The organism is Streptomyces sp. NPDC091287 (genome assembly GCF_044768525.1).
GTDB lineage: Bacteria > Actinomycetota > Actinomycetes > Streptomycetales > Streptomycetaceae > Streptomyces.
Genome location: NZ_JBIVUV010000001.1, coordinates 409,496 through 434,515 on the forward strand (window position 1 = coordinate 409,496; position 25,020 = coordinate 434,515).

19 protein-coding genes and 1 pseudogene are annotated in these 25,020 nt (G+C 71.3%); 5 read left to right on the forward strand and 15 right to left on the reverse strand.

Features of this window, described 5'->3' with window-relative positions; all coding sequences use genetic code 11:
• Positions 1-4: 4 nt before the first annotated feature.
• The 9 genes from ACIQRW_RS01690 to ACIQRW_RS01730 all read right to left on the reverse strand — a co-directional run bounded on the left by ACIQRW_RS01690 (position 5) and on the right by ACIQRW_RS01730 (position 11,351).
• Positions 5-637 carry a hypothetical protein gene (locus ACIQRW_RS01690; protein ID WP_403752854.1) on the reverse strand — a complete coding sequence of 211 codons (633 nt, stop codon included), beginning with the start codon at positions 635-637 and terminating at the stop codon, positions 5-7.
• The gene (locus ACIQRW_RS01695; protein ID WP_403752857.1) at positions 634-2,763 is read right to left on the reverse strand and encodes a hydantoinase/oxoprolinase family protein; all 2,130 of its coding nucleotides are present in this window, start codon (positions 2,761-2,763) and stop codon (positions 634-636) included. The genes ACIQRW_RS01690 and ACIQRW_RS01695 overlap by 4 nt, the downstream gene beginning before the upstream one ends.
• A gap of 217 nt (positions 2,764-2,980) precedes the next feature.
• Positions 2,981-4,591, reverse strand: a complete 1,611-nt coding sequence (locus ACIQRW_RS01700; RefSeq protein WP_403752860.1) for an FAD-dependent oxidoreductase — start codon at positions 4,589-4,591, stop codon at positions 2,981-2,983.
• 77 nt (positions 4,592-4,668) lie between these two features.
• On the reverse strand, positions 4,669-5,769 hold the full coding sequence (locus ACIQRW_RS01705; RefSeq protein ID WP_403752863.1) for a LacI family DNA-binding transcriptional regulator: 1,101 nt from the start codon (positions 5,767-5,769) through the stop codon (positions 4,669-4,671).
• Between the two features lie 164 nt (positions 5,770-5,933).
• Positions 5,934-7,148 carry a D-mannonate dehydratase ManD gene (manD, locus tag ACIQRW_RS01710; protein WP_403752866.1) on the reverse strand — a complete coding sequence of 405 codons (1,215 nt, stop codon included), beginning with the start codon at positions 7,146-7,148 and terminating at the stop codon, positions 5,934-5,936.
• A 38-nt stretch (positions 7,149-7,186) separates the two neighbouring features.
• Positions 7,187-8,032 carry a carbohydrate ABC transporter permease gene (locus ACIQRW_RS01715; protein ID WP_403752869.1) on the reverse strand — a complete coding sequence of 282 codons (846 nt, stop codon included), beginning with the start codon at positions 8,030-8,032 and terminating at the stop codon, positions 7,187-7,189.
• Positions 8,029-9,018: a carbohydrate ABC transporter permease gene (locus ACIQRW_RS01720; RefSeq protein WP_403752872.1), complete on the reverse strand. Its 990-nt coding sequence runs from the start codon at positions 9,016-9,018 to the stop codon at positions 8,029-8,031. The genes ACIQRW_RS01715 and ACIQRW_RS01720 overlap by 4 nt, the downstream gene beginning before the upstream one ends.
• Positions 9,018-10,337: an ABC transporter substrate-binding protein gene (locus ACIQRW_RS01725; protein ID WP_403752875.1), complete on the reverse strand. Its 1,320-nt coding sequence runs from the start codon at positions 10,335-10,337 to the stop codon at positions 9,018-9,020. The genes ACIQRW_RS01720 and ACIQRW_RS01725 overlap by 1 nt, the downstream gene beginning before the upstream one ends.
• A 195-nt stretch (positions 10,338-10,532) precedes the next feature.
• Complete coding sequence (locus ACIQRW_RS01730; RefSeq protein WP_403752878.1) at positions 10,533-11,351, reverse strand: FadR/GntR family transcriptional regulator; 819 nt, start codon at positions 11,349-11,351, stop codon at positions 10,533-10,535.
• Between the two features lie 245 nt (positions 11,352-11,596).
• Here ACIQRW_RS01730 and ACIQRW_RS01735 point away from each other — a divergent pair, with 245 nt between their 5' ends.
• On the forward strand, positions 11,597-12,865 hold the full coding sequence (locus tag ACIQRW_RS01735; protein ID WP_403752881.1) for a pyroglutamyl peptidase: 1,269 nt from the start codon (positions 11,597-11,599) through the stop codon (positions 12,863-12,865).
• Positions 12,866-13,021: 156 nt separating this feature from the next.
• Here the strand turns inward: ACIQRW_RS01735 and ACIQRW_RS01740 are convergent, their stop codons facing one another.
• Positions 13,022-13,597, reverse strand: coding sequence for a hypothetical protein (locus ACIQRW_RS01740; RefSeq protein WP_403752884.1), 576 nt, complete (start codon positions 13,595-13,597; stop codon positions 13,022-13,024).
• Positions 13,598-14,763: 1,166 nt separating this feature from the next.
• Positions 14,764-15,225: a ribonuclease domain-containing protein gene (locus ACIQRW_RS01745; RefSeq protein WP_403752887.1), complete on the reverse strand. Its 462-nt coding sequence runs from the start codon at positions 15,223-15,225 to the stop codon at positions 14,764-14,766.
• A 157-nt stretch (positions 15,226-15,382) separates the two neighbouring features.
• Between ACIQRW_RS01745 and ACIQRW_RS01750 the strand changes: the two genes are divergently transcribed.
• Positions 15,383-15,676, forward strand: coding sequence for a barstar family protein (locus tag ACIQRW_RS01750; RefSeq protein ID WP_403752890.1), 294 nt, complete (start codon positions 15,383-15,385; stop codon positions 15,674-15,676).
• Between the two features lie 83 nt (positions 15,677-15,759).
• Here the strand turns inward: ACIQRW_RS01750 and ACIQRW_RS01755 are convergent, their stop codons facing one another.
• Positions 15,760-16,458 (reverse strand): hypothetical protein, encoded by a 699-nt coding sequence (locus ACIQRW_RS01755; protein ID WP_403752893.1) that lies wholly within the window; start codon positions 16,456-16,458, stop codon positions 15,760-15,762.
• A 296-nt stretch (positions 16,459-16,754) separates the two neighbouring features.
• Between ACIQRW_RS01755 and ACIQRW_RS01760 the strand changes: the two genes are divergently transcribed.
• From ACIQRW_RS01760 to ACIQRW_RS01770, 3 genes are read left to right on the forward strand one after another with little or no spacing between them, the layout of a single operon-like run.
• Positions 16,755-18,242 carry a DUF4331 domain-containing protein gene (locus tag ACIQRW_RS01760; protein WP_403752896.1) on the forward strand — a complete coding sequence of 496 codons (1,488 nt, stop codon included), beginning with the start codon at positions 16,755-16,757 and terminating at the stop codon, positions 18,240-18,242.
• Complete coding sequence (locus ACIQRW_RS01765) at positions 18,239-19,501, forward strand: tetratricopeptide repeat protein (RefSeq protein ID WP_403752899.1); 1,263 nt, start codon at positions 18,239-18,241, stop codon at positions 19,499-19,501. The genes ACIQRW_RS01760 and ACIQRW_RS01765 overlap by 4 nt, the downstream gene beginning before the upstream one ends.
• A gap of 3 nt (positions 19,502-19,504) precedes the next feature.
• Complete coding sequence (locus tag ACIQRW_RS01770) at positions 19,505-20,263, forward strand: hypothetical protein (RefSeq protein WP_403752902.1); 759 nt, start codon at positions 19,505-19,507, stop codon at positions 20,261-20,263.
• 28 nt (positions 20,264-20,291) lie between these two features.
• On the opposite strand, the pseudogene ACIQRW_RS01775 reads toward ACIQRW_RS01770, so the two are convergent.
• The 3 genes and pseudogenes from ACIQRW_RS01775 to ACIQRW_RS01785 form a co-directional block, all read right to left on the reverse strand.
• Positions 20,292-23,260 (reverse strand): annotated as a pseudogene (locus ACIQRW_RS01775) (family 16 glycoside hydrolase).
• A 333-nt stretch (positions 23,261-23,593) separates the two neighbouring features.
• Positions 23,594-24,241, reverse strand: coding sequence for a class F sortase (locus tag ACIQRW_RS01780; protein ID WP_403752905.1), 648 nt, complete (start codon positions 24,239-24,241; stop codon positions 23,594-23,596).
• 52 nt (positions 24,242-24,293) lie between these two features.
• Positions 24,294-24,926, reverse strand: a complete 633-nt coding sequence (locus ACIQRW_RS01785) for a hypothetical protein (protein WP_403752908.1) — start codon at positions 24,924-24,926, stop codon at positions 24,294-24,296.
• Positions 24,927-25,020: the final 94 nt, after the last annotated feature.

The following is a 25,020-nucleotide window of genomic DNA, read 5'->3' on the forward strand; positions in this document are numbered from 1 at the left end:
GGCGTTACTTCTCTCTTCCGTGCGGGGATCCGGCTGCGGACCCGTGCCGCGGTTCCGCCGCGGTGGCCAGGGCGGCCGTCAGCAGGAGCGGACTGCGGCCCAGACCGCAGACCGTGCGGGCGTGGGCATGGGCGGCGATCTCGTCGGCGCCCGCGACATGGCCGTACAGGGTGTGCCGGCCGGCGCGCAGCACGACGTGGCCCAGGGCGTGCTTGAGCGCCTTCTTCGCCGGACCGTGGTGGAGCCGCTCGTGCACCGCCTCGTGCGCGATCGCCGCCGCCCGGACCGACCCGGCCGGGTAGCGGTCCCGCCAGCGGAGCAGGTCGATCAGCTCGTCGGCGAGGGCCAGGGTGTCGGTGAACAGCTCGACGGTGGGCACCGGCCGGGAGGTGTAGCGGGCCAGGAGCCCCTTCGCGAGGCCTCCGCCGCTCTCCACGATCCGGGCCGTCGCCGGGACCGGCGGCAGCGCCGCGCCGAACGCGTCGGCGGTACGGGCCCAGTGGCGCAGCAGCTCCGGGTCGCGCCCCTCGTGCGTGGGCGTGTTCGCGAGCAGCCGGGCGCCGAACTCGATGTCGTCGTCGGCCTCCAGCGCCGAAATGGCCGTGCGTGCGGCCCGGTCGAGCAGGGCGGTCGTCATGAGCGCACCTCCACGACCGCGACGACCGGTTCGTCCGCGGCGCGGGCGCGCAGTTCGCTGCGGGCCAGCGCCAGCAGCGGATCCGGGTCGATCACCCCGGACAGGTCCGCGATCCGGGACCCGAGCAGCAGCCGCAGCGCGGGGGCACGGACGCCGCCGTCACCGTACGACGTGGACTCCTTCACCAGCCCCGCGAGGACCTCGGGCGCCTGCCCCACGGTGGTCGTCTCGACCCGGGCGTCCGGCGCGTGCAGCCGTACGACACCGTCCGCGTCCACGACCCGCACCGGGTGCCGGTCCGCCCGGAAACGCCGGTGCACCTCGGTGCCGTACACGGTGTGGGCGGGGGTGCCCGCGAGCACCCGCACCGAAGCCGGATCGGCCCGGAGGCTCTCGGCGGCGGCGCGCAGCCGGTCCGCCTCGTCGGCCCGGTGGGCGCGGTCCTGGGTGCGCAGTTCGGTGGCGCCGGTCGCCACGGCCCGTACGGTGCTGGTCTGCGGGTCGACCGTGACCTCCACCTCCACCCCGTCGGCGGCGGCCCCCTGGGCGATGACGGCGGCCTCCGCCTCAGCGCGCACGGCGAGGATCTGCTCCTGGGCGGCGCCCGGGATGATCCTCTCGACCTGCTCCCGGATGAGGGCCAGGGCCACGCCGATCGGGCTGATCACCTCGTTGTGCTGGGCGATCCTGCCCTCCTGGCCGGTCATGGCCGCCAGATGCGGGGTCACGGAGGCCGCGCCGCCGCCCCCGCCGACGAGCAGCGCGGTGTCCTTGTCCAGCCGGTAGTCGCGCATCATCTCCTCGACCACGGACTTCACCTGCTCGGTGCCGGCGTCCAGGAACTTCGTCGCGGCCGAGGCGACATCCGTGCCGAGCGCGGCGGCCAGCGGGGCGATCGCGGCCCTCGCCACGGCCGGGTCGCAGCGGGCGAAGTCCCCCTCCGGCACCCGGCCCAGCGCGTTCGCCGCACAGGTCATGGTGATCGCGAAGCGGCCCCCGGCGGCATCGAGCACCGCGTAGTCGGCGGGGTCGTCCGCCATCGGACGGATCGTGGTGACCTTCGCGTCGCGCAGGTCCTCCTCGGTCGCGAAACAGGCGTACGGCAGCCCCGCGATGTGCGCGCTGCGCGGACCGACGCCGACGACCCTGCCGCCGTCGACGCGGACCATCGATCCGCCGCCGACCCCCACGGTCCGCACGTCCAGCGCCGAGAGGTACGACGTCCGGCCGAGCATGGTGGCGTGCCGGACGGCGACCTTGCCCCGCCGCACGACGCTGATGTCCGTGGACGTGCCGCCGGTCTCCAGGAACAGGCCCTCGCTGATGCGCTCCTGCATCAGCGCGCCGGCGACGCCAGCCGCCGGTCCGGACAGCACCGTCAGCAGCGGTCTGCGCCGCATCTCGTCCAGCGACATCACCCCGCCGTCGCACCGCATCACCATCAGCGGCGCGCTCACGCCCGCCTTGGTGATGGAGGAGTCGACCAGATCGGCGGTGGCGAGCATGCGCGGCAGGATCGCGGCGTTCACCACGGCGGTCCGGGTCCGTTTGTGGAGCCCGTACAGCGACGTGATGTCGTGCGCGGCGGTCGTCGGCAGCCCCCGCTCCTCGGCGGCGGCCACGACCGCGTCCTCCCCCTCGGGGCGGTCGACGCTGAACGGCTGGCTGGCGACGACGACTTCGGCGCCCTCCCGCACGACCGCGTCGAGTGCGGCGCGCACGGCGGGCGCGTCGTCCGGGTCGGCCACATGCCCGTAGACGAGCGGCAGCCGCTTGCCGGGCGTCAGCTCCAGCTTGCGGAACGCGGCCAGCCGGCGGGTCAGCGTGGCGCTCGGGCCCGCACCGATGCCGATCAGACCGACGGTGGCGACGTCGCCCTCCAGCAGGGCGTTGGTAGCCTGGGTGGTGCCGTGGGCGAGGAACGTCACGTCCTCGGGCGTGTGGCCGGTCTGCTCCAGCAGACGGTCGAGAGCTTCGACGATGCCGTGGGCGACGCCGTCCTCGTGATGGTGGCTGGTGGGAACCTTCACCTGCCCCAGCAGGCTCAGGGTCGTGGCGTCTACGGCCACGGCGTCGGTGAAGGTTCCGCCCACGTCGATGCCGACGCGGATGCGGTGGGTGTTCATGGCTGGGCACCTCCTTGTGCGGGTGGCAGGGCGAGGGCGGCAGGTCCGGACGTCGTGAGACGGCCGGGGCCTGGGGCCGGGCGGGTACAGGTGGAGCTGCGCCCGCCCGGCGCTCCGCGCTCACCCCTGGGGGCCGTGCGGTGAAGCGGGTGTGTGTCGCGTACTGCGGTGAAGCGGGTGGTGCGTCGTCCGCGCCGTCCGTCGTGCGCGGACGGGGTCAGTAGCCGCGTACGTCCGGCCAGTGGCGCTGCACGCCGTCGCGCTCCAGCAGCGCGGCGAACGCCTCGAACCGCTTGTCCTCGGCCTGGACCCGGTGCGGTGCGACGCCCTCGGCGACACAGTGAGCGGCCAGCGCTCCGGCGACCTCGCCGATGTTCCACTCCACCGGGTGGAGCCGGTAGCAGCCGTTGGTGATGTGCGTCGTGCCGATGTTCTTGCCCGCGGGCAGCAGGTTGCGGACGCGGCGCGGGATGAGCGCGCCGAGCGGGATCTCGAACGGCACCGAACCGATGTCGACGTAGTTGTCACCGCCGGTCGAGGGGTGCAGATCGATGCGGTAGTTGCCAACGCCCACCGAGTCCCGGTAGCGGGTGCCGCCGTAGGGACCGACGATGTCGATCGAGACGTCGTGCTCGGTGACCGTGGTGACGGCCTTGATCCGCCGCGACTCCCGTACGTAGGGGGCCTTGGCCAGCCCGTCCGCCGTGCCGGTGACGTCCCCGCGCAGCCGCAGACCCGGGAATCCCGTGCCGCCGTCCGCCCGGGGGGCCTCGGTCTGGAGCCAGTACAGGACGGAGAGCGACAGCTGGCGGGCCTCGGCGAGCGCGGCGGCCGACGTCTCCGCGCCCCCACCGATCAGCGGCTTCAACCAGTAGTCGTTCAAAGGCCAGTTGACCAGGGTGATGTCGGAGTCGAACGCGCCGGGCCGGTGCAGTTTGCGGGCCAGGATCCGGCGGAAGCCGAACAGTTCCTTGTCGCCCGCGTCGGCCGACTGGTCGGCGTTGACGTCCAGCGGATCCAGCTCCGGGTTGGGCACGAAGGTCCGCGGGACGGCCTCCAGGCTGCGCGGGTCGGGGGCGAGGAAGCCGAGCAGCGGCCCCGGCCAGAAGTCCGGCCGGTAGGAGCGCCAGAAGTCGTAGTCGGCGGGGCGCTCGATGGTGTGGTCCTCGCCCTCGTGGTGCGAGAGCGCGAAACACACCGTGATGCCCTGCTGGTTGAGGGGCTGCGCCTCCTCGGGCGCGTGCGGTTCGTCGAACTCGCTCCGCGCCTCGGCGCCGATCACATGCTCCACCCCCGCGAGTTCGAGCAGTTCACCGGTCTCGGTGGCGTCGATGACGTAACGGGCGCTGATCGTCAGGCTGTTGCCGCTCGCGTCGGCCAGTGTGACGGATCGTACGGTGTCGTCGTCGCCCGCCTCGGCCGCCACCGGCCGGTGCTCGGTGAGGAGCGTCAGCCGCCCCGAGGAGCGGTGCGGCGCGAGCATGGCCTCCATCACGGTCAGGGCGACGCGGGGTTCGTGGCACAGCTTGCTGACGCGCCCGGCGCCCGGGTTGAGGTTGCGCAGGGCCAGGGCCTCGGAACGCATCGGGTACCACTGGCGGTAGTAGTCCCGGATGGAGTCGCGCAGGGTGCGGTACGAGGCGGTGGTGCCGAACTCCTCGACCCACGGGTGCTCGTCCGGCGGGACCGCCTGCGAGGTGAGCTGGCCGCCGATCCAGTCCGTCTCCTCGGTGAGGACGACGGTGCGCCCCGCCCGGCAGGCGGCGAGAGCGGCGGCCACGCCGCCGAGTCCGGCGCCCACGATGAGGATGTCGGGTTCGGATATCACGGTTCTCCTTGAAGTGCTGGGTGTGCTTGGTGCGTTGGAGCGTCTCTCGGCCTTCTCCGGGGCCGGGTCCGAGATGTTCAGAGCTGTACGGGGGCCGGGCCGGCCGTCGAGCCGGGCCGGAAGGCGCAGGCCACCAGGGGTTCCGTCGCCTCCTCCCCGGCCACCAGCGCGGCGAGCATCCGCACGGCGGCCGCGCCGAGTTGGGGCCGGGGGATGTCGAAGCCGGTGGGCACGGGCCCGTCCGCGAGATCCGGCGGGGGGCTGCCGAGCAGAGCGAGCGTGGCGTCGCGGGGGCAGTCGATGCCGACGAAGTGCGCGGCGCCGTGCAGGGCGCGCCAGGCGTCACCGGTGTCGGTCTCCTCCGCGACGAACGCGGTCACGCCGTCGTCGAGCCAGCCGCGCAGCCGCTCGGCGGTCAGATCGCGCTCGGGGTCGGCGGAGCGGAAGACGGCGGCGGGACCGCCGGGCAGCCCCGCCTCCTCCAGACCCTTGAGGAAGCCGTGCTCACGGTCGGTGGAGGCGGGAGCCTCGTCGTCCTCCCGGACGAGCACGATGCGCCGGTGGCCGAGCGAGGCGAGGTGCGCGACGACCTCCTGGCTCGCGCTGATGTAGTCGGCGCCGACCCAGGCCAGCCCCTCCAGCTCGTCCCGCCGGCCCAGGTGGACGACGGGGAAGCCGTCGGCGACCAGCCGCAGCAGTTCGTCGGCAGGGGCGTGGCGTCCCAGGAACAGACAGCCGTCGGCGAGCCGCACCCGGTTGAGCGCGTTCGGCCCGGCGGCCCCCGCGCCGCCCGTGCTGGAGCCGGTGAAGAGCACCAGGTCGTAGCCCCGGGCCGCCGCTTCCTGCTCGACGCCGACCAGGAAGGGGTAGTACGAGTGCTGTACGTCGGTGGGAAACGTGGACGTGAAGCTGAAGACCCCGAGCAGGTTGTTCCGGGCGGCGGCGAGGCGGCTGGCGGCCGGATCCGGCACATAGCCCAGCGCCCGAACCGCGTCGAGGACTTTCTGCCGGGTCTCCTCGGAGATCGTCGCGCCCTGCTTCCGGGCCCCCAGCACCAGCGAGACGGTGGCCTGCGAGACCCCGGCGAGCCGGGCGACCTCGGCCTGGCGCGGCCGGGCCGTACGGCCCGCGGGGGCGGGCGCCCGGCCCGGCCTGGACCGCTTCCTGGGTTCTTCCACGGTGTTCCTCCGGATCACTAATGCGTATTACTAATGCGCATTAGTGAGTACTGTGAACCTCCGTTCCGCAGGGGTCAAGGGATTGCGCAAGACTTCTTTCGGCCTTGTGGGTAACAGGCCCGTGCGCGCGGGGCCAGGCGCTCACCGGGCCCCGCACCGGTGGCTCACCAGTCGTGGACGGTCCCGTCGTGGAGCCGGTTGACCGGCAGATACGCGGCCTCGTACGGGTGGGCGGCGGCCAGCTCCTCGTCGAGCTCCACGCCGATGCCGGGCGCCTCGCCCGGGTGCAGGTGCCCGTCGGTGAAGGTGTAGGCGTGCCGGAACACCGCGTCGGTGAGCGGGGTGTGGCCCGAGTACTCCTGGATGCCGAAGTTGTGCACGGCGAGGTCCAGATGGACGGCGGCCGCCATCCCGACCGGGGAGATGTCCTCGGGGCCGTGGATCGCGCTCCTGATCTGGTACTGCGCGGCGAAGTCGAAGAGCTTGCGCAGCGGGGTGACCCCGCCGAAGTGGGTCACAGCCGAGCGCACGTAGTCGATCAACTGCTCGGTGATCAGGGCCTGGTAGTCGTACACCGTGTTGAACACCTCGCCGACGGCCAGCGGCGTGGTGGTGGACCGGCGCACCAGTCGCAGCGCCTCCTGGTTCTCGGCCGGGGTGCAGTCCTCCAGCCAGAACGGCCGGTAGGGCTCCAGGTCCTTGCCGAGCCGGGCGGCCTGGATCGGGGTGAGCCGGTGGTGGGCGTCGTGCAGCAGCGGCAGTTCGGCGCCGAACTCCGCGCGCACCGCCTCGAAGACGGCCGGCACATGGCGCAGATACGCCGCGGTGTCCCAGTCCTCCACCAGGGGGCGGGCCTGCTGGTGGAGGACCGGCGCGCCGGTGTCGTCGGTGTCGGAGACCCCGTACACCGCCTTGAGGCCGGGGATGCCGGACTGGATGCGGACGGCGGGGTAGCCCTCGGCGAGCCGGGCCCGTACGGAGTCGAGCAGTTCGGGTATGTCCCGGCCGTTGGCATGGCCGTACGTTCCGATGCGCTCCCGGCTCGCACCGCCCAGGAGCTGGTACAGCGGCAGCCCGGCGGCCTTCGCCTTGATGTCCCACAGCGCCACGTCCACGGCGGCGATGGCGGCCATCGTCACCGGGCCGCGCCGCCAGTACGCGCCCCGGTACAGCGACTGCCAGGTGTCCTCGACGCGGTGCGGGTCGAGCCCGATCAGCAGGGGGGCGACATGGTCGGCGAGATAGCTGACGACGGCCAGCTCCCGCCCGTTGAGGGTGGCGTCGCCGAGGCCGGTGAGCCCTTCGTCGGTCGTCAGCTTCAGGGTGACGAAGTTGCGGCCGGGGCTCGTGACGACGACCTTCGCGTCGACGATCTTCATGCGTGTGTGCTCTTTCCGCAGGTGGGGGAGTGAGGGGTTCAGCCCTTGGTGGCGCCGGACGTCAGCCCGGCCACCAGGTACTTCTGGCCGAGGACGGCGGCGAGGACGACCGGCACGGTGATGAGGGAGGCGGCGGCCATCAGACCGCCCCAGTCCGTGCTCGCGTAGGAGATGAAGTTGAACAGGGTGACCGGCACGGTCTGCGTCCGGTCGTCGGAGAAGACCAGCGCGAACATGAAGTTGTTCCAGCTGAAGACGAAGGCCAGCAACGACGCGGTCGCCGTTCCGGGGGCCGCGAGCGGCAGCGAGATACGCCAGAACGCGCCGAACGCGCTCAGCCCGTCGGTGCGGGCGGCCTCCTCCAGCTCGACCGGCAGCCCCGCGAAGAAGCTGATCATGATCCACATGATCAGCGGCACCGAGACGAACATGTGGCTGAGGATCAGCACCGTGTAGGAGCCGACGATTCCCATCCGCGCGAACAGGTAGTACCAGGGCACCAGCAGCGAGATCGCCGGGACGATGCGTGCGACGAGGATCACGGAGCCGGTGCGGTGCATGGAGAACCGGCCCACCGCCCAGGCGGCCGGTACGGCGATCACGGCGGAGAGCACCGTCGAAACCACCCCCACCAGCAGGGAGTTGCCCATCGACCGCACGATCTGTCCGGCCTCGACGACCGCGCGGAAATTGTCCAGCGTCGGGGTGAACCACAGCCCGACCGAGGGGTCCGTGACCTGGACGTTGGTCTTGAAGGCCGCGGCGAACATCCACACGAGCGGCAGCGCGAAGACGAGCGTCACGATCGTGATGGCGATGGAGCGGAGCCACGAACCGTAGGGCCGTCCGCGCCGGGGCCGGGCGGGGGAGAGGGTGGCACTCATGAGTTCTTCCTTCCGCCCCGGCGGCGCAGCAGCACCACGACACCGATGATGAACAGCGTGAACAGGACCAGGACGGCGGCGGCCAGGCCGTACTCCTGGTAGTCGAAGGTGAGCCCGTAGGCGTAGACGTTGAGGGTCTCCACCTCGAAGTCCGAGCCGCCGCCCGCCCCCTTGGTGGCGTAGAGGATGTCGAACGTCTTCAGCGCGTCGACGGCGCGCAGCACCAGCGCGGTGGCGAGCGTGGGCCCGAGCATCGGCAGGACGACGTACCGGAAGCGCTGCCAGGCGTTCGCGCCGTCGACCAGGGCGGCCTCCTCCGGCTCCTCGGGCAGCGTGGTCAGCCCGGCGAGCAGCAGCAGCGTCATCATCGGGGTCCACTGCCACACGTCGATGAGCATCAGCGTCGGCAGCGACTGCCCGACCGAGCCGAGGAACTCCTGCCGGGGTACGCCGGCCGCTTCCAGCAGATGGTTGGCGATGCCGTTGGTGGGATCGAGGATCAGCAGCCACAGGATGCCGATCGCGACGGGCGTGGCGAGCAGCGGAACGATGAGGACGGTACGGACCCAGCGCATACCCCGGAACGGCTTGCGCATCAGCATCGCCAGGGCGAGCCCGAGCACCGTCTCCAGCACCACCGCGCCCACGGTGAACACCAGCGTGCGGCGGGCGGCGGGCCAGAACCGGCGGGTGTCGCCGAGCGCGTCGGTGAAGTTGCGCAGACCGATGTGGGCGCTGTCGGCGTTCACCGCCCCGAAGGCGTCGGTGAGGCTGAGATTCAGCGTGAAGACCAGCGGGAAGACGATCATCAGGCCGACGAAGAGCACCGCCGGGGTGAGCATCGCCCACTTGAGCCGCCGGTTGGCCTGCTCGAAGGTCCGCTGCCGCCGCCCGGTGCCGGGTGGCGTCGGGCTGGGCGTACGGGCGGTGGAGCCCCGGGTGGTCTCTGCGACCCGGACGGCCTTGGTGGCGTCGGTGGCGGGCATCAGGACTCCTTGTGGCGGTTGTCGCGTACGAGGAACTCGGCGAACTCCGCGTCCGCGTCGCGCACCACGGGCCGCACGGACTCGCCGAGGATGCCCGCGACCAGCGGGCGGCCGACGATGTCCCGGGCCCTGCCGACCTGGAGGACCCGGGGCCGGTCGTACCCCACGCCACGCTCCGCGTTGAGCCGCATGGCCTCGGCCAGCTCCGGCGGGAAGGCGGCCAGCGTCTTCGGGTCGGACCACACCGAGGAGCGGGCACCGGGTATGCCCTCCGACTGGAGCGCGGCCGACATCTCGGGCCCGGCCGCCCACCGGATGAACTCCCAGGCTTCGTCCCGCAGTCGGGAGAACGTGTTGATGCCGAGGCTCCAGGAGGGGATGTTGTGCGGCCTGGCGCCGGCCGCCCCGGCGGGGAAGGGGGCGAAGCCGACGCTCTCGCGCACCCGGGAGACCTTCGGGTCGAGGAAGCTGCTGTAGATCGCGTCGGCGTCGATGAAGAAGGCGGCCTTGCCCTGCGCGAAGATCGGCATCGCCTGTTCGAGGCTCATGTTGGTCGCCCCGGGCGGTCCGGAGCCGGCCAGCAGACGGCCGTAGTACTCGTAGGCGGCGACGGCCTCGGCGCTGCCGATCCCGGACTTCCCGTCCACGACGAAGTCACCGCCGTGCGAGTAGAGGAAGCTCGACCACTGGGACACCGCGCCGCTGCGCTGCCCCCGGCCGACGTAACCGTAGAAGCCCTTGTCCCGACGGGTCAGCTCCCGCGCGGCCTCCATCAGCGCCTCCAGGGTGCGCGGCGGCCCGCCCAGGTCCTCCACCAGGTCCTTGCGGTAGTAGAGGGCGGGGCGTTCGGTCACCACCGGTACGCTCAGCACCCTCCCGGCGGTCGTCGACGCCTCGCGCGGCGCCTCCTGGAAGTCGTCCCAGGCGAACCGCGCGTCGTCCGCGACCCGGTCGCTGAGGTCGGCGAGCCAGCCGTTGTGGCCGAAGAGCAACTGCTCCTGGAGCGCGCGGACCATCATCACGTCCACGTCGGTGCCCGACGCGTTGAGCTTGACGTTGTAGCTGCTGGCGAGCTGGTCGGCGGTGAGCAGCGTCATCGAGACCCGCCGCCCGATCCGCTCCTCGAACTCCGCGGTGCGGCGCTTGACCGCCTGGGACCAGACGTGGTTGATCGCCATGATCCGCAACGGCGCGTCGGCCGAGGGCTTGCCGCTCCCGCCCGAACAGGCGCTCAGCGCTCCCGCCCCGGCCGCCGCCGCGGCCCCTGCGGCGAGCCTGCCGAAGGCGCGCCGGCTCAGGGGCTGGCTGCTCGTGGACATCCTCGTCCTCGTTTCTCTGCGGTACGTGTTGCCTGTCGGCCCCCGGGAAACCCGGCTGGTCCGACCTGGTCCAACTGGTAGGACCAGTTGGTATACGCGGGACCGTAACAGCAGGGAAACCTCCCCGACCAGACCCTGAAGCGAAGATTCCACGGACCGGACGGATGAGTTCCGCCCGGCATGTCCGCGCGTCGGCTACCGCCCCGGAGGCGTCCGGCGGCCCTCGGCCTGATCGAGCAGCGTCTCGATGTGGTTGCGCGCCATCGTGTCGACCTGGACGTCGAGATCGGCCCCGTACGTCCGCAGGCCCAGCATCAGATGCTCCCGCATCCGCGCGCAGGCCAGCTCCACGTCCCGCGCCTCGACCGCCTCGAAGATCTCCGGGTGGTGCGGTACCCCGGGTTCGCCGATCGACGGATCGGAGTTCGAGCGGAGCATCATCTCGAACATCATCCCGCCGATCGACGACAGCATGATCCTCAGCACGGGGTTCTTGCTGGCTACGGCGACGGCCTCGTGGAAGTCCATGTCCGCCTGGGCCTTGACCACGACGTCCGTCGCCGACTCCAGGGCGTCCCGGGCGGCTCGCATCGCCGCGATGTCCTCGTCCGTGGCCCGCTCGGTCGCCAGCCGGACCATCTCGACCTCCAGCGGGATCCGCGCCTCGATGAGCTGCCGGACGGTGGGCCGGCCCGCCCGGTACAGCGCGTCGTACCCCCGGGCCTGCCCCGACGACTGCTCCCGGACGAAGGAGCCGCGTCCCGGGGCCACTTCGATCAGATGCTGGGCCTCCAGCCGCCGCAGCACCTCGCGCACGACGTTCCTGCTGGCGCCGAACTGGGCGGCGAGTTCCCGTTCGGAGGGGAGCTTGGTCCCGACGGCGATCTCGCCGGAGCGGATGTCGTGCTCCAGCTCACGGGCGATGCGCTCCGTCAGGAGCCCGCGCCGGGCGGGGTCCGCGACCGGACCCGGCCGCGCGGAACCCGACGGGGAGGAGGGGGCGGACGGCTGCATGATCGCAGCGTACAGGCCGGTCGGGGCCCAGCGGGTATCTCCGGCACCGGCCCGGCAGGGAGGGGACGGCGCGCGCGGAGGAGGCCGAAACGAGCCCCGCGCGCCCGCCGGGGCCCCCGCCGGCACGTCGGGTGTGTTCTGCGTACTCCGTCCCCTTCTCCACGTGCTTGCACGGTTCTTGCCCCATGGCTTCGCCCCGGCCGTGCCGCGATACTGCGACGAGCCGTTGACCCGAAAGGACCCACGTGACGCACCCATTCTCCGCGACCACCCGGCTCGGCCTCGGCGGCGTGGCGCTCCTGCTCGTCCTCGCGGGCCCCACCCCGCCCGCCGCCGCGTCCCCGGCGGAGACCGCCCCGACCCCCGTGGCGACGACCGTCGAGGAGCAGCGCCTTGATCGGACCGCACCGCAGGAGATCCTGCGGCGCAGCGGATTCGACTCGTTCGCCCCGCGCTTCGAGCGTGCCCTGCGGGGCTCCAGCGGCTACGCGCAGGCCGAGCGAACGGTCACCCGCCACGCGTCGGCGCTGTGGCGGCGCGCCGTGGACCGCGCCCAGGGCCGAGGACCGGCCACGGGCGACCTGAGCCGGGGCGATGACCGCCCGCTGTACTGGGCCCGACTCGCGCTCAGCCGTGAACTCCGGTCGTGGGAACCCCGGTTCGGGCTGAGCGACGGGCAGCGCAAGGCCTTGCACACCGCCCTGGAGACCTCCTCGCGCGGTCAGGACGACATCCGCTTCCCGGCCCACCGGGTGAAGCGTGTCCTCGTCACCGGCTTCGACCCGTTCACCCTGGACAGGGACGTCCGGATCGGCAACCCCTCGGGCGCGAGCGCGCTCGCCCTGGACGGCACCCTGGTACGGACCGCGGAGGGGCCGGCCCGGATCGAGACGGTCGTCTTCCCGGTGCGGTGGGCGGACTTCGCGGAGGGAGCCGTCGAGCGGGTCCTCGCCCGGCAGCTGCCCCGCCTGGACCTGTTCACCACCGTCAGCCAGGGCCGCCAGGGCCGCTTCGACGTGGAGCGCACCAACGGCGCCTGGCGCGGCGGCTTCCCCGACAACGAGAACGCGGCGAGCATTGGGACCGTCCCCGTCGACGACCCCGGCTCGCAGCCGCAGTGGACGACGACCACGCTCCCGTACCGGCAGCTCACCGAAGCGGACTCGGGCCGCTTCCCGGTGTACGACAACACCGAGGTGACCGAGATCCCGGCGGGCGGCACCCAACCGGTGACCAGGCCGGACGGGCCCACGCCCGGCTCGGCGTCACGGGCCGGAGGCGGCGGCGACTACCTCTCCAACGAGATCGCCTACCGGGCCACCCTCCTGCGCGACCGGCTGGGGCTGCCCGACCTGCCGGGCGGTCATCTCCACACCCCGGTGCTGCAGTTCGGCGCGGAGAACACGGACCCGCGCACGGGCACGGTCACCGACCCGGACTTCGAGCGCAACCGGGCGGACATAGTGCGCCAGGTACGGGAGCTGGTGAGGACGGCCGTGGGGGAGGCCGGCTGACAGCACGGCGACCGTGGCTCGGCTCCGCTCCGTGCGCCATTTCTCCAGCCACCGATCGACGCCCGGCCGACGCGCTGCACGGACCCGGCCACCGGCACCGCTCGACCCTGCACCGGCGGGAGGACGGGCGACTTCCACGCGGAGTCGACCAGGGGACTACCCTTTGCCCCACGGGTCCGACGGCGGCTTCAAGCCGAAGGTGCGGTCGAGTCTGGATCCGGTCTTCTTGAGACTCTTGAGCCCCTCGTCAAATGTGTTCCACCCCCGAAATGCCTGTCCGGCCTCCACGGGCGACTGGAACGTTCTGCCTTCCGGTGCCGCCGCCAGGACCTCACGCGCGCCGTCGTCGAGGCGGTCGATGGCGGCCGACCAGGTTCTCTGGGTCTTGGGGTCGGGGATCGAACCGAACAGACGCGCTGTGCTGAGCGCCCCCTCAAGACCGCTGAAGTCCAGGATCACGAGCTCGAACGCCTCTTTCTCGCTGGGGCGACCGGACTGGGCCTTCTCGGCTTCCTCGATCAAGCTGACCATCGCCGTCTCGCCTCCGTACTCGTACCAGTGGGTGACGGCTTCGGTGATCTCGGCGGCCGTGCTCGGTGTCGGCGAGGCGGTCGGGGACGGCGGGCGGGTCGAACTCGGAGACGAAGTCGCTGTCGGGGTCGGTCGTGCGGACGGCGTCGTGCCGCCCGCGGCCGGGTCGGAGTCGGCTCCCGCGCAGGCGGTGAGCAGCACGGCGGTGACGACTGTGAGCAGCAGCGGCTCGAGGACGCGTCCGGGGCGACTCGGCGCGGCGTCGCGGTGATCAGGCCGGCGAACAGACAGGCCCGGGAAGTCGCGGTCGCTACCTCTGCGTACTCGTCGGCCGCCTGGGCGCCTACGTCCTCGTAACACGGAACTCCCCCTCGTTCGGCATGGGGAATCAGGTCCCCGCAGTGATCGGGGCGGCCGGTGCACGGCCGCCCCGATCGACGGTAGGGCGAGGTGGTGCGTTCCACCAGCGACTGGATGGCATGTGCGCCATGCGGTGGAGGAATGGGTTCCGTGACGGATGCGGCCGGGACCGGCAGCCGCTGGGCGCGGACGGTGCGGGACCGGCAGCCGCTGGGTGCGGACGGTGCGGGACCGGCAGCCGCTGGGTGCGGACGGTGCGGGAACGGGTCACGCCCGGTGCCAGGACCGCCCCACGCCTTGGTGGCCGATGGGCCGCTCGGCTGCTCGCCCGGTGCCGGGGCCGGGTCCGACGGCCTGTTCTCGGCGACTTTGAGCACCTCGACGAGGAAGCGGCCGTTTGTGCCGTAGACCAACGCCTGGCCGTACTCCAGGGATGTGTCTGTCGGTGTGAGCGGTCGACTCGACGAAGCGGGCGGCTTGGTGACGGGGGCGAGCTTTCCGTCCGGCCCGACGCTCCAGTCCGGCCCGGGCGATGGCGGCGCCGTGTCGTACCGGTCGTCGCTGAGAACGGTCACCCCCGGGCCGTGCTTGCTGGAGGTGTCCTGCGCGGCGGTGGCGACCGGAGCCTGGGAGCGGGAGAGGGTAGACGCCGGGGCATGGGCAGTGCGCGGGCCGCGGTCGCGGGCCGCGGTGAGTAGTGCGGCGAGCAGTTCGGCCTTGTCGGTCCGCCGGGGCAGGAAGTAGATGCTGACGCTGAATCCGGGTTCGTACCGCTCAGACCGCAGTTCGTACAGGGCCGGTACGGGGCACTGCCTTGCGTGTGGTCGCAGGACCCGTCCTCTTCGCATGAGCCGACGGTACGGCGGCGTGCCTGCGGGAGTCATGAAAACCGTTAACCAGGGCGGGAGTTGGGACCCTTGCGATTTCGTACACTCATCACCGGGCCGGCCGGGTCCCGGCGGCTCCATGCGTGCGGCGGGAACCCGACTCCGTGCCCGTAGCCCTCGTCACTCGCAGCCGGAGGAGATCTCCTGGAAGTTGTTGTAGTGGTCGCCGGTGTACCAGACGGTGTGGGTTTCCTGGTCACGGACGACACGTTCGGCGTCGCGGTGCTCCCCCTGGTTGCGGGGGTTGACGTCGTACTCGCGGTAGCGGCCCTCCAGGGGCAGGTCCCCGGAGCGGTTGCGGTAGACGTTGCTGCCGCGGATGACCAGAAGGGTGTCCGCGACGGGGTAGTCGGTGGGCCGGGAGGACTGCGGCCACGTCAGGTCCTTCCAGATCTCGCAGGCTTCCTGGACCTGCCCGGGGAACTCCTCGACCGGCAGAGCAGGCTCGATGACGTCCGCCGACCGCACCGAGAGATGTGCCGGGGTCTGGAGGGGAGCGGCGGAAGAGGCGGCCGGGGCCGCGAGGACGGTCAGGAACAGGGCGGCGGCCGCCACATGGCGAAGGTTGCGCAGAGTAGTCACGCTTCTGCAACCGCATGCGAGCGCCGGGGACACGGCTCGCTCCGCTGAACTTCTTTCGGCGCTGGTCATCGGCGTACAGGGAACCCGAACGGCGCTGCCGCCGGGCGGGCTCCCTGGTACGGGTCAGCGGCGAGCGCGGTCCGGATAGGATGCCGAAATGACGGAAAGTGAGCTGGTGATCGACCTGCGAGGCCGCCGGATCGAGACGCTCGATGACTTCTGGGATGCGGTGACCGGGCCCTGCGGCCTGCCCGACTGGTTCGGCCGAAACCTCGACGCCTGGGCGGACACCATCCACGGCCGCGGCATCTCCGACGTGATCGACCGTCACAGCACCCTGTCCGTCCACGTCGACCGGACAGGGATCTTCGCTGCGAACGACCCTGACGCCCGAGCCCTGGGCGAGGCCTTCGACGGCGAACAGAACAGGCTCATCGTCCACGCCGTCTGAGCGGCTGCTCGGCCGGCGTCGACCGGCGTCGGCCGGTTCAGTGACCCGCGACGCCGGTCGAGGCTACGAGGGGGCGCTACGGTTTACGGGAAGGTCGGGAGCGCCGGCGGCGTCGCCGCGCCCGGGACGTAGTCGAAGTTGGGCGTGAGCGTGCCGAAGAGGCTGCCGGCGCGCGGAGCCGTCGCTCCGGTGGCCGCCGCGAAGAGGTCAGCGGCCTCCTGAGTGACGTAGAACGGCGCCTTCTTGATGCGGAAGCCGGTGGGGCTCGGGCGGGCGCCGGCCATGACCTCGACGTAGGTGGACTCGGCGATCACCACTTCCTCGCGGAGCTTCTCGCCGTCGATCGACACGCCCGCGGAGTAGGCGGGTGTCGGCATGACGCGGATGAACGTGGACTGCAGCGTGATGCTCTTGCCGGACTCCTGGTGCTGGATCCTGAGTCCACCGGGGTAGAAGATGCGTCCCTTGGAGTCGAGCCCGTCACCGGCCGTCGAACCGATGGGCATGCTGAAACCCCGGCCGTCGGCGTCCATCACGAACGGGCTGATGGCCTCCAGGGTGATGCCCTCGCGCTCCATCCAGGCGAGGGTCTCGTCACCGATCGCCACCTGGGCGGAGCCCCACGGGGAGATGTAGGCGCCCGGCAGCGGCGCGGCGGCTGCCGACTTGACGGCGCCGGCCGGCTGCTGGGCGGCAGCTCCGGATGACGTCAGGCCGAGCGGGACGGAGAGCGCGGCCACGGCGGCCACGGCGATGAGACGGCGGATCGCGTGCATACCCATGGAGGGGTCCAGTCTGTGAGGGGGGTGGGGGAAGGCGTCAGATGCTCTTCCGGGAGGGTCCACGAACGCGGGAACGGGACAGAGTTCGGCGTCGGGACGACAAGCCGGTCGAAGATCGACTTCGCGATGAGTATGCCTACCCATGCATGGTTTTTCGACCATGCGGGCCGGTCTTTAGTCCATCCGGTGGGAAAGTTCCACGCGGCGAGTGATGCGCGACGCGGAGCAGTCACTCCAAGATCATTCGCGCCGTTGGCTGTTGCGACTCCCCTCCCACCACAGCCCTGGAGACACGCGTGCCCGGAACCCCCAGAACGTCCGCAACCGGCTCACCGGCCCGTCCACGATTCGCTCTCCTCGCCGCCACCACGGCCGCGCTCACGGCAGCCGCCCTGGCCGGACAGTTCATGGGCGTCGGCCGGGCGGGCGGCCACATCGACGCCCCCTCGGCCGTGCTGGACTCCCCGGCGGACCTGACCGACGTGTACGCCTTCACCAGCCCGGACGACGCGGACATGGTCACGCTCATCGCGAACGTGCGCCCTTTCCAGGTCCCCGGCACCGCGGCCAACGCGCTGGTGGACTTCCCGTTCGCGACCGGCGCCCGGTACGAGATCCACACGGACGCCGACGGCGACGGAGCATCCGACACCACCTACCGCTGGACCTTCCGGGACGAGGACCGCCGGCCCTTCGGGGTGGGACCGAAGGTCGGGCCGCTGCCGGTGAACTCGCTGGACGACCGGTCGCTCGGGGTACGGCAGAAGTACACCCTGGAAAAGATCGAGGCGGGCGGCGCCGGCCGGACGCTCCTGAAGGACGCGATCGCCTCACCCACCCACACCGGTCGCACCCTGATGCCCGACTACGGCAAGCTGCGGAAGCAGGCGACCCGCCAACTCCCCGGCGGAGGGCGGACCGTGGCCACCCAGGCGGCGGAGGCGTTCAAGGCGGACACCCAGGTCTTCGGCCTGTACACGGTCGGCACCAGCGGGCCCGTGCCCGGATGGCTGCCCGACGCCCAGCCGCTCTCGGCGCTGAACGTGAACAGCCTGATCCTGCAAGTCCCCAAGAAGGAGATCGCCCTGAAGGGCGACCCCGAACGCAACCCGGTCGTCGGCGTGTGGGCGTCCGTCTCCCGGCAGGGCGCGGACCTGGAACGCAGCCTTTCGAAGCAGGCCCCCACCTTCCGGCAGGTATCCCGGCAGGGCACCCCGCACATCGCGTTCGCCCTGTTCGGCTCCACCGTCGGCCTGGCCCGGCCCGGCGGGCCCGAAGACCGCTTCCAGGCGCGTCTTCCGAAGGACGACCACCTGGAAAGCGACTTCCTGGCCGCCACCCTCGACCCCGTACCGCCGCACCGGATCGAGAGGGCCCAGGGCCGCACGGCGCCGGCCACCCCGCGCCGTGACATCCAGGCCCTGTTCATGAAGGGCATCGGCAAGGACAACGGATCCACGTTCGGCTTCGACCTCAACACCCACACGATGAACGCCGACGCGGACCCCGAACGCATCGTGCTCGCCGAGCAGTTGCGCCTGAACCTCAGCACTCCCGTCACCGCCGGGCCGAAGAGCCAAGGAGTCCTCGACGGCGACCTCCAGGGCTTCCCGAACGGGCGGCGGCTCAACGACAACATCGACGGGCCGCTGATCCGCATGCTGGAGGGCGAGCCCGCCGGGCCGTCCGCCGCTGACCTGCTCCCGCGGCCGGTCCTCAGTCTGCAACCCGCCGACGCGCAGGCCACGTTCCCGTACCTCAATCTGCCCCACGCGGGCCCGTGAGGCGTCTGATCACCGCCGCGGGCGCGGCGGCGGCCGTGGCCGGGTGCGTGGCGGGACTCCTCCTCCTCGGTCCCGACACCTCCCGGCCGTCGGCCACCGCCGCGCCCGCGGGCGCCTCCAGTGAGGGCGCCGGCTCCGTCGACACCATCCGCAAGAGGACGGAGACCCACCCCGACGACCCGACGGCCTGGGCCGACCTGGCGCACGCCGAGATCGAACGGGCCCGCACCACCTTCGACGCGGGCCTGCTCGATGGAGCCGACAAGGCGCTGCGCCGCTCCCTCGCCCTCGACGGCACGGACAACTATCGGGCCGTGACGGGCCGGGGACTGCTCGCCAACGCCCGGCACGACTTCGGCGAGGGGCGCCTGCACGGGCTGCGCGCCACCCGGATGGCACCCGACCGGCCGGACGGATATGCCGTACTGGCGGACGCCGAGATCCAGCTCGGAAACTATCCGCAGGCGCGCCACGCCGTACAGCGGATGCTCGACATCGCCCCGGCCACGGCCGCCTACAGCAGAGCCGCCTACGACCTGGAGACCGGCGGGCGACCCGAGGACGCCGCCATCGCACTCCAGCGAGCCGTGGACAGCGCGGTCACGCAGGACGAACGAGCCTTCGCCGAGGCCCGCCTGGGCGACCTGGCCTGGTCCCGGGGCGAGATCGACCGGGCGGCACGACACTACGGACGAGCCCTGGGCGCCGTGCCGACCCACCCCTACGGGCAGGCCGGACTCGCCCGGGTGGCCGCCGCACGCGGCCACCCGGACAAGGCACTTGAGCGGTACACGCGGCTCGTCGAACGGATGCCGCTGCCCCAGTTCCTGCTGGAGAGCCTGGACCTTCGGCGCGCGAGCGGAAACTCCCACCGGGGAAGCGAGCGGGCAGTCCTGTCGGCGCAGCTACGGATGGCCCGTGCGGACGACGGGCCCGTCGACCCGCACCTCATCCTCTACGCGGCCGACCACGGCGACCCGGAGGTCGCGGTGGAGCTCGCGCGCAGGGAGTGGAAGCACGTCCGAAGCGTCATCGTCGCCGACGCGCTGGCCTGGTCCCTGCACCGCGCGGGCCGCGATACCGAAGCCCTCACCTATGCACGCCGGGCGGCCACCACCGGTTGGAAGAACGCTCTGTTCCGCTACCACCGGGGCACGATCGAGCAGTCCCTCGCTCTGCCCGAGGGGGCCCGCCGCCTGAGCGAGGCCCATGCCCTGAACCCGTACCTCCCCCTGTACCGACCCGACGCAGATGGGTAGTCGATGAAGTTTCCCTGCCGTGCGGCGGTCGTCGCGGCGCCCCTGCTCGTGCTGTCCGGCCTCACCGCGGTACCGACGGCCCAAGCCCACCCGCTGGGCAATTTCAGCGTCAACCACTACGACGGACTGCGCCTGTCGCACGACCGGATCGACGACACCGCGGTCGTCGACAGCGCGGAGATCCCCACCGCGCAGGACGAAGAAGCGACGGACACCGACCACGACGACACGATCGCACCGGCCGAAGCGGCGGACAGGGCAGCCGATCGATGCACCCGACTCGCCGACCGCACCCGCGTCTCCGTGGCCGGCAGGCGCATCGCCTGGCACGTGACCCGCTCCACCCTGACCTACGGGAAGGGGACCGCCGGCGTCCCCGTGGCCCGGCTGACCTGCGCCCTGCGGGCCGAAGCCGATCTCTCCGGGCCCGCCGACATCACCTTCACCTCGGGGGCGGACGCGCGAAGGGCCGGCTGGAAGGAGATCACCGCCGTCCCGGGCGACCGCGTAGGGCCGGCCGCATCCTCCGTTCCCGCGGACAGCCCGAGCGATGTCCTGCGCCACTACCCGGGGGACGGGAGCGACCAGCCACTCGCCGCCGTCGGCCTCCTGCTCTCCGGAAGCGGCAGCAGACTCGCCGCACCGAGCGAACGCCACCTGCCCTCCCTGCGCCGCTGGACCCGCTACGGGACCGTCATCACCGCGCTCGCCGTCCTCACCGTGGGCATCAGCCTCACACTGCGAAGCCTTCTCACCCTCTGAACCAGAGGTGTTGGCCGCCGGCCCGATGTCAGAGCCGTTCGATCCAGATGTTGCGGAACCTCGGGTTCTCACCGGGATCTCCATGGTCCTGCAACCGGATATGGCCCGGTGCGGGGCCCTCCGGCCGGCCCGCCCCGGTGGGGCCGGCGATGGCCACGTCGTCGTGCACCGGTTTGCCGTTCCACCGGAGGCTCACCCGCGCGTCCTGGACCTTCTTGCCGTCGCTGTCGAAGCGAGCCGCCCGGAACTCGATGTCGTAGCGCTGCCACGTGCCGGGCGGGGTAGCCGCGTTGACGTCGGGGGCCTTGCGCAGATAGATCGAACCGGCGTCGTTGTCGGCGGGTACGTCGACCCCGAAGGACTCCAGGACCTGGAGCTCGTAACGCTCCTGGATGTAGACCCCGCTGTTGCCCCGGGCCTGTCCGGTGACGTCCGGCGGGTAGTGGGGCTGGTACCACTCGGCGTGCATCCGGAAGTCGCCGAACTTCTCCTTCGTACGGATGTCTCCGCCGAGGGACTCCATGGAGCCGTCCGCCACCGGCCACTTCGCCGGACTGCCGTCGTTCGCCTCCCAGGCGTCGAGGTCCGTGCCGTCGAAGAGGGTGGTGCGCTTCGTCGGGGTGACGGTGAGGTTGTCGAGGTTCACATGACCGTCGTCCTCGGGCTCGTAGGCGTACGTGATCGTGTTCGCGCCCTTCCGCAGGGGCACCGATTCGATGTGGGACGCCCACTTGTTCCAGGCGACGGTGGAGTCCAGCCAGATCTGCTTGTGGCGCTCGCCGTTGACGTACAGGGTCATCGACCTGGGGGTGGGCTCCGGGTCGGAGTTCTGGCCGTTCGCGTACCGCAGCGCGAGGTCGTGCTTCCCCTTCTTGTCGGCGCGTACGGCGAAGGTGGTGCTGGAGCCCGGCTCCCAGTTGTTGTCGATGAAACCCGCGCCGGAGTACCCGGAGTGGTTGTCGTTGAACTTGGTGCCGCCGTCCAGCGAGGCGGACTCCGCCTCGTACACCGGCGGCGGCGCGGAACCGTCGGGCAGCGTGTTGAGGCTGTACCAGGCCTCGGTGCTCCACAGCTCCGCCCCGTTCTCCGCGGCGAACGGGCGAGGGGACTGCACGTGCACCACCCTGCCGGGGCGCAGTCCGTCCATCTTCAGCGTCACGGTCGTGCGGTCCTCGGAAAGCGTCGCCGAAGTGACGTCGAGGCTCTCCTCGTCGACCTTCGGGCCGCCGTACCTGGGGGTCGCCACATAACGCCATTGCTGGGCTTCGTACTTGGCCGACAGGTCCTCGGCGGTCTCCTCGGACAACGGCTGCGTGTACTCGATCTCGAAACCGCCGTCCGTCGCCCGCATGGCGCGCATGTCGAAGGCGTCGTCGCCGCTGAGTGAGAGCTTCTGCAGGCCGAACTTGAACTTGCCCTCCTGGCCCCAGTTCCCCGAATCGCCGATGCCGCCGGTGTAGACCGCCCCGTCCGGGCCGAGGCTGATCCGGTTGACCCCGGCCTCCAGGCCCTGCGTCATCCGGAACACCGCGCCCTGGTACTCGCCGCCGACCTTCTCCAGGAACGCCCGCTGAAGGCCGCCGTAGGTCACGTCACCGAACACCATCTGCCCGGCGAAGGGCCCGTCGGGCAGGAGGAGGGGGTTGCTCGGCGAGTTGGAGATCTCACCGTGCGGCAGCCAGAGCACGGGCTCGGTCACCGGTTGGCTGTCGTACAGGCCGTCCGGGTTCGTGTGGTGGTTGTAGAAGGCGCCCTGCTTGATCCGCACCAGCTTAGACGTCGGCACGTACGCACCCTGGTTGTCGGTGGCGAAGATCTCGCCCTCCGGACCCCGGCCGAGACCGTTCGGCGTGCGCAGCCCCCGGCCACGTAGGACACCTTGCCCGTGTCCTTGTTGACCTTCAGGGTGCTCCCGCGGTTGGGCACGTTCTGCGGGTCCTGGGTCGCGCCCCCGGGGACCATGGCGATGCCCGTGCTGACGTAGAAGTGCCCCTTCTCGTACAGCAACCCGAACGCGAACTCGTGGTAATTCCCGCCGAACGGCCAGGTCGCGATCTTGCGGTATTCGTCGGTGACCTCGTCACCGTCCTTGTCCACCAGCGCGGTCAGGCCGTCCTTCTCGGACACGTAGAGGGTGCCGTCGACGTACGCGAGGCCCATCGGCTCCAGCAGGTTCTCGGCGACCAGCTTCTTGGTCACCTTCGACGGGTCGGTGGCGCCGGTGACGTTGTCGAGCAGGTACACCTGCCCCAGCTCGCTCTCCCTGCTGCCGCCCCAGGTGCTGACGGCCAATCGGCCGTCCGGCAGCCAGCCCATGCCGGTGACCTGCGGTTCGAAACCGTCGGGGCGCAGATCGGTCAGCGTGTAGTCGGGGTGGACACCGGCCAGCGGCAGGCCGTCGCCCGGTGACTCGTCGACGCCCTCGCACAGCTTGCGGCCCGGGGAGGTGACCCGGGTGACGTCGGCGTCCGTGCTCAGCACCGAGGTGGGTACGACGGAGAAACCGTCCGCTCCGGGCGGCCGCCACTCCAGCAGAAGGCGCTGGTCGTACTCGCCGTCCCAGTGGTCGATGCGCAGCGGATGGTGGCCCTCGGTCAGTTCGATCGAGCCTTCCTTGGCCCGGGCACCGTGTACGCCCCCGTTGTCGATGACCTCCGTGCCGTCGATGATCAGCCGGGATCCGTCGTCGCTGGTGATCCGGAAGTCGTGGCCTCCGGGCGAATCGACATCGAGGTAGGCGGTGACCTCGGTGACGAACTTGCCGCTCAGCCCGAAGTCCTCGGCGGTGGTCCAGTCGATCGTCGGCTTCAACTCGTCGACGTTGGCCGTCTGTCCGGGCTTGAGCTCGCAGAAGTCGTCCAGCGGCATCTGCACGTCGAACACCCGCATGGTCACGCCCGGCTCCTGGGGCGGTATGTCGGGAGGCTGGGCGGCGGCCTGGCCCGGGACGAGGGATACGAGGAACAGGGCTGAGACGAGTGCGGCCAAGGGCTGCATAGGCCTTCCTCCTTGAGGGCCGAGGCAGCCGGCGGTCCGGTGGCTGACGGGCTGCCGTTCACAGTGAAGGACAGCCCCCGCGGAAAAGGCAACAGTGCGGTAAGCGCTTTCTATTTTATCGTTGCAAAGCTGGTGTGCGATCGATCGCCAGAGCAGGGCTCGACTGCGCAGCACCGGGGGAGGGTCCCGGGCAGGAAGCGCTGTCCTTCGGGTCCGGCCGACGCGACAACCTGAGCGTGGTCGAAGCGGCGATTGCCCCCGCCGCGGTCGTGCCGCGGTCGTGAGGGCGGCCGGCACCTTGTCCCCGAGGTACCGGCCGACCCTGAGCGGCACTCAGGCCGCCTTCTTCAATGAGGTGAGATGTGCGAAGACCACCACGTTCGCCGAGTAACCAGCCTTCTCGTCAAAACGCCCGCCGCAGGTCAGCAGCCGAAGTTCGGGCCGCCCGGTCTCCCCGTACACCTTGTCGTCGGGGAACTTGTCCTTCGTGTACGTCTTCACCGCGTCCACCGTGAACACCGCGGTCTTGCGGTCCGCACGCGCCACGTTGACCTTGTCGCCCCGGCGCAGTGCGTTGAGGTTGAGGAAGATGGCGGGGCCGGTCCTGGTGTCCCGGTGGCCCACGAGCAGGGCCGTGCCGTTCTCACCGGGTGACGGCCCCTTCTCGTACCAGCCCGTCAGCTTCGGCTTGCTCAACGGCGGGGCTTCCAGCCGGCCCTTCGCGTCGAGGCCGAGTCCGGTGACCGCCGCCTCGATGAAGATGGCGGGAATGGCGACCTTCAGCGGTCGGGAGGGCACCAGGGGAGCGTGCGAGGCGGGCACGTGCTTCTCCGGTTTGTGCGGTGCCCGCCGGAACGGCTCCCTCCCGCCGCCCGCGGCGTCGCTGCCGCGGGCGGCGGCGACCGTCCGGGTGTCCTCGGAGGAGCCCGAGGACACCCAGACGATGCCGGCCACCAGAGAGAACGTCACGCACAGCGTCATGGTGAGACGGCACGCGCGCGTCGGTCCTCGTCGTCGCCGTCGGCAGCGGGCGTTACGCCTCGCCACGGGCACGGCGACGTGCGGACCGGCGCATCATGACCAGGCCCGCGGCTCCGGCGGCCCCGGCAGCCAGCGCGGCGACCGCTCCGGCGTTCGAGTCGCTCTCGGAGCTGATGGGCTCCATGTCCGGGACGCCGCCGCCGCCCGCGGGGACACCGCCGATCGGCCTCTGCGGCTTGTGGGGCTTGCCGCCGCCGTGACCGCGGTCGGGGCACTCGACCTTGAAGCTCTTCTGCTTCGGGCCCGCCGGGACAACCCACACGAGCTGGTACGTGCCCTCCGGGAGCAGGTACGCCTCGCTGCGCGCACTGCCGTTGATGAGCGGAAGCCTGTCCATCAGGGTGGTGCCCGGCGGCACGGTCGGGGGCTGCTCGGTGATCGTCCAGGGGACCGAGGGGAACGACTCGAAGTTGCTCGCAGCCAGCACGAACTTGCAGACCTCGACCCCGTCGCGGTCACTGCGCGAGTGCCACTTGACCGAGCGGATGTCGATGTCACCGCTGTCGCCGGGGAGGGCGTAGGCGGCGGGTGCTCCGGCCAGGGTGGCGCCGGCGACCGCGACTGCGACGGCCACCTTCGCGCCCGTGCGGGCGCTGCGGGAGCGGACGGAACTGGAGATGCGCATGGAGGCTCCTTCAAGCCGAGATGATTGTCGTACTGATCACCTGATCGCCTAAGACATGCCATGAATCGTCATAAAAGTCAGATAAGACACGAAA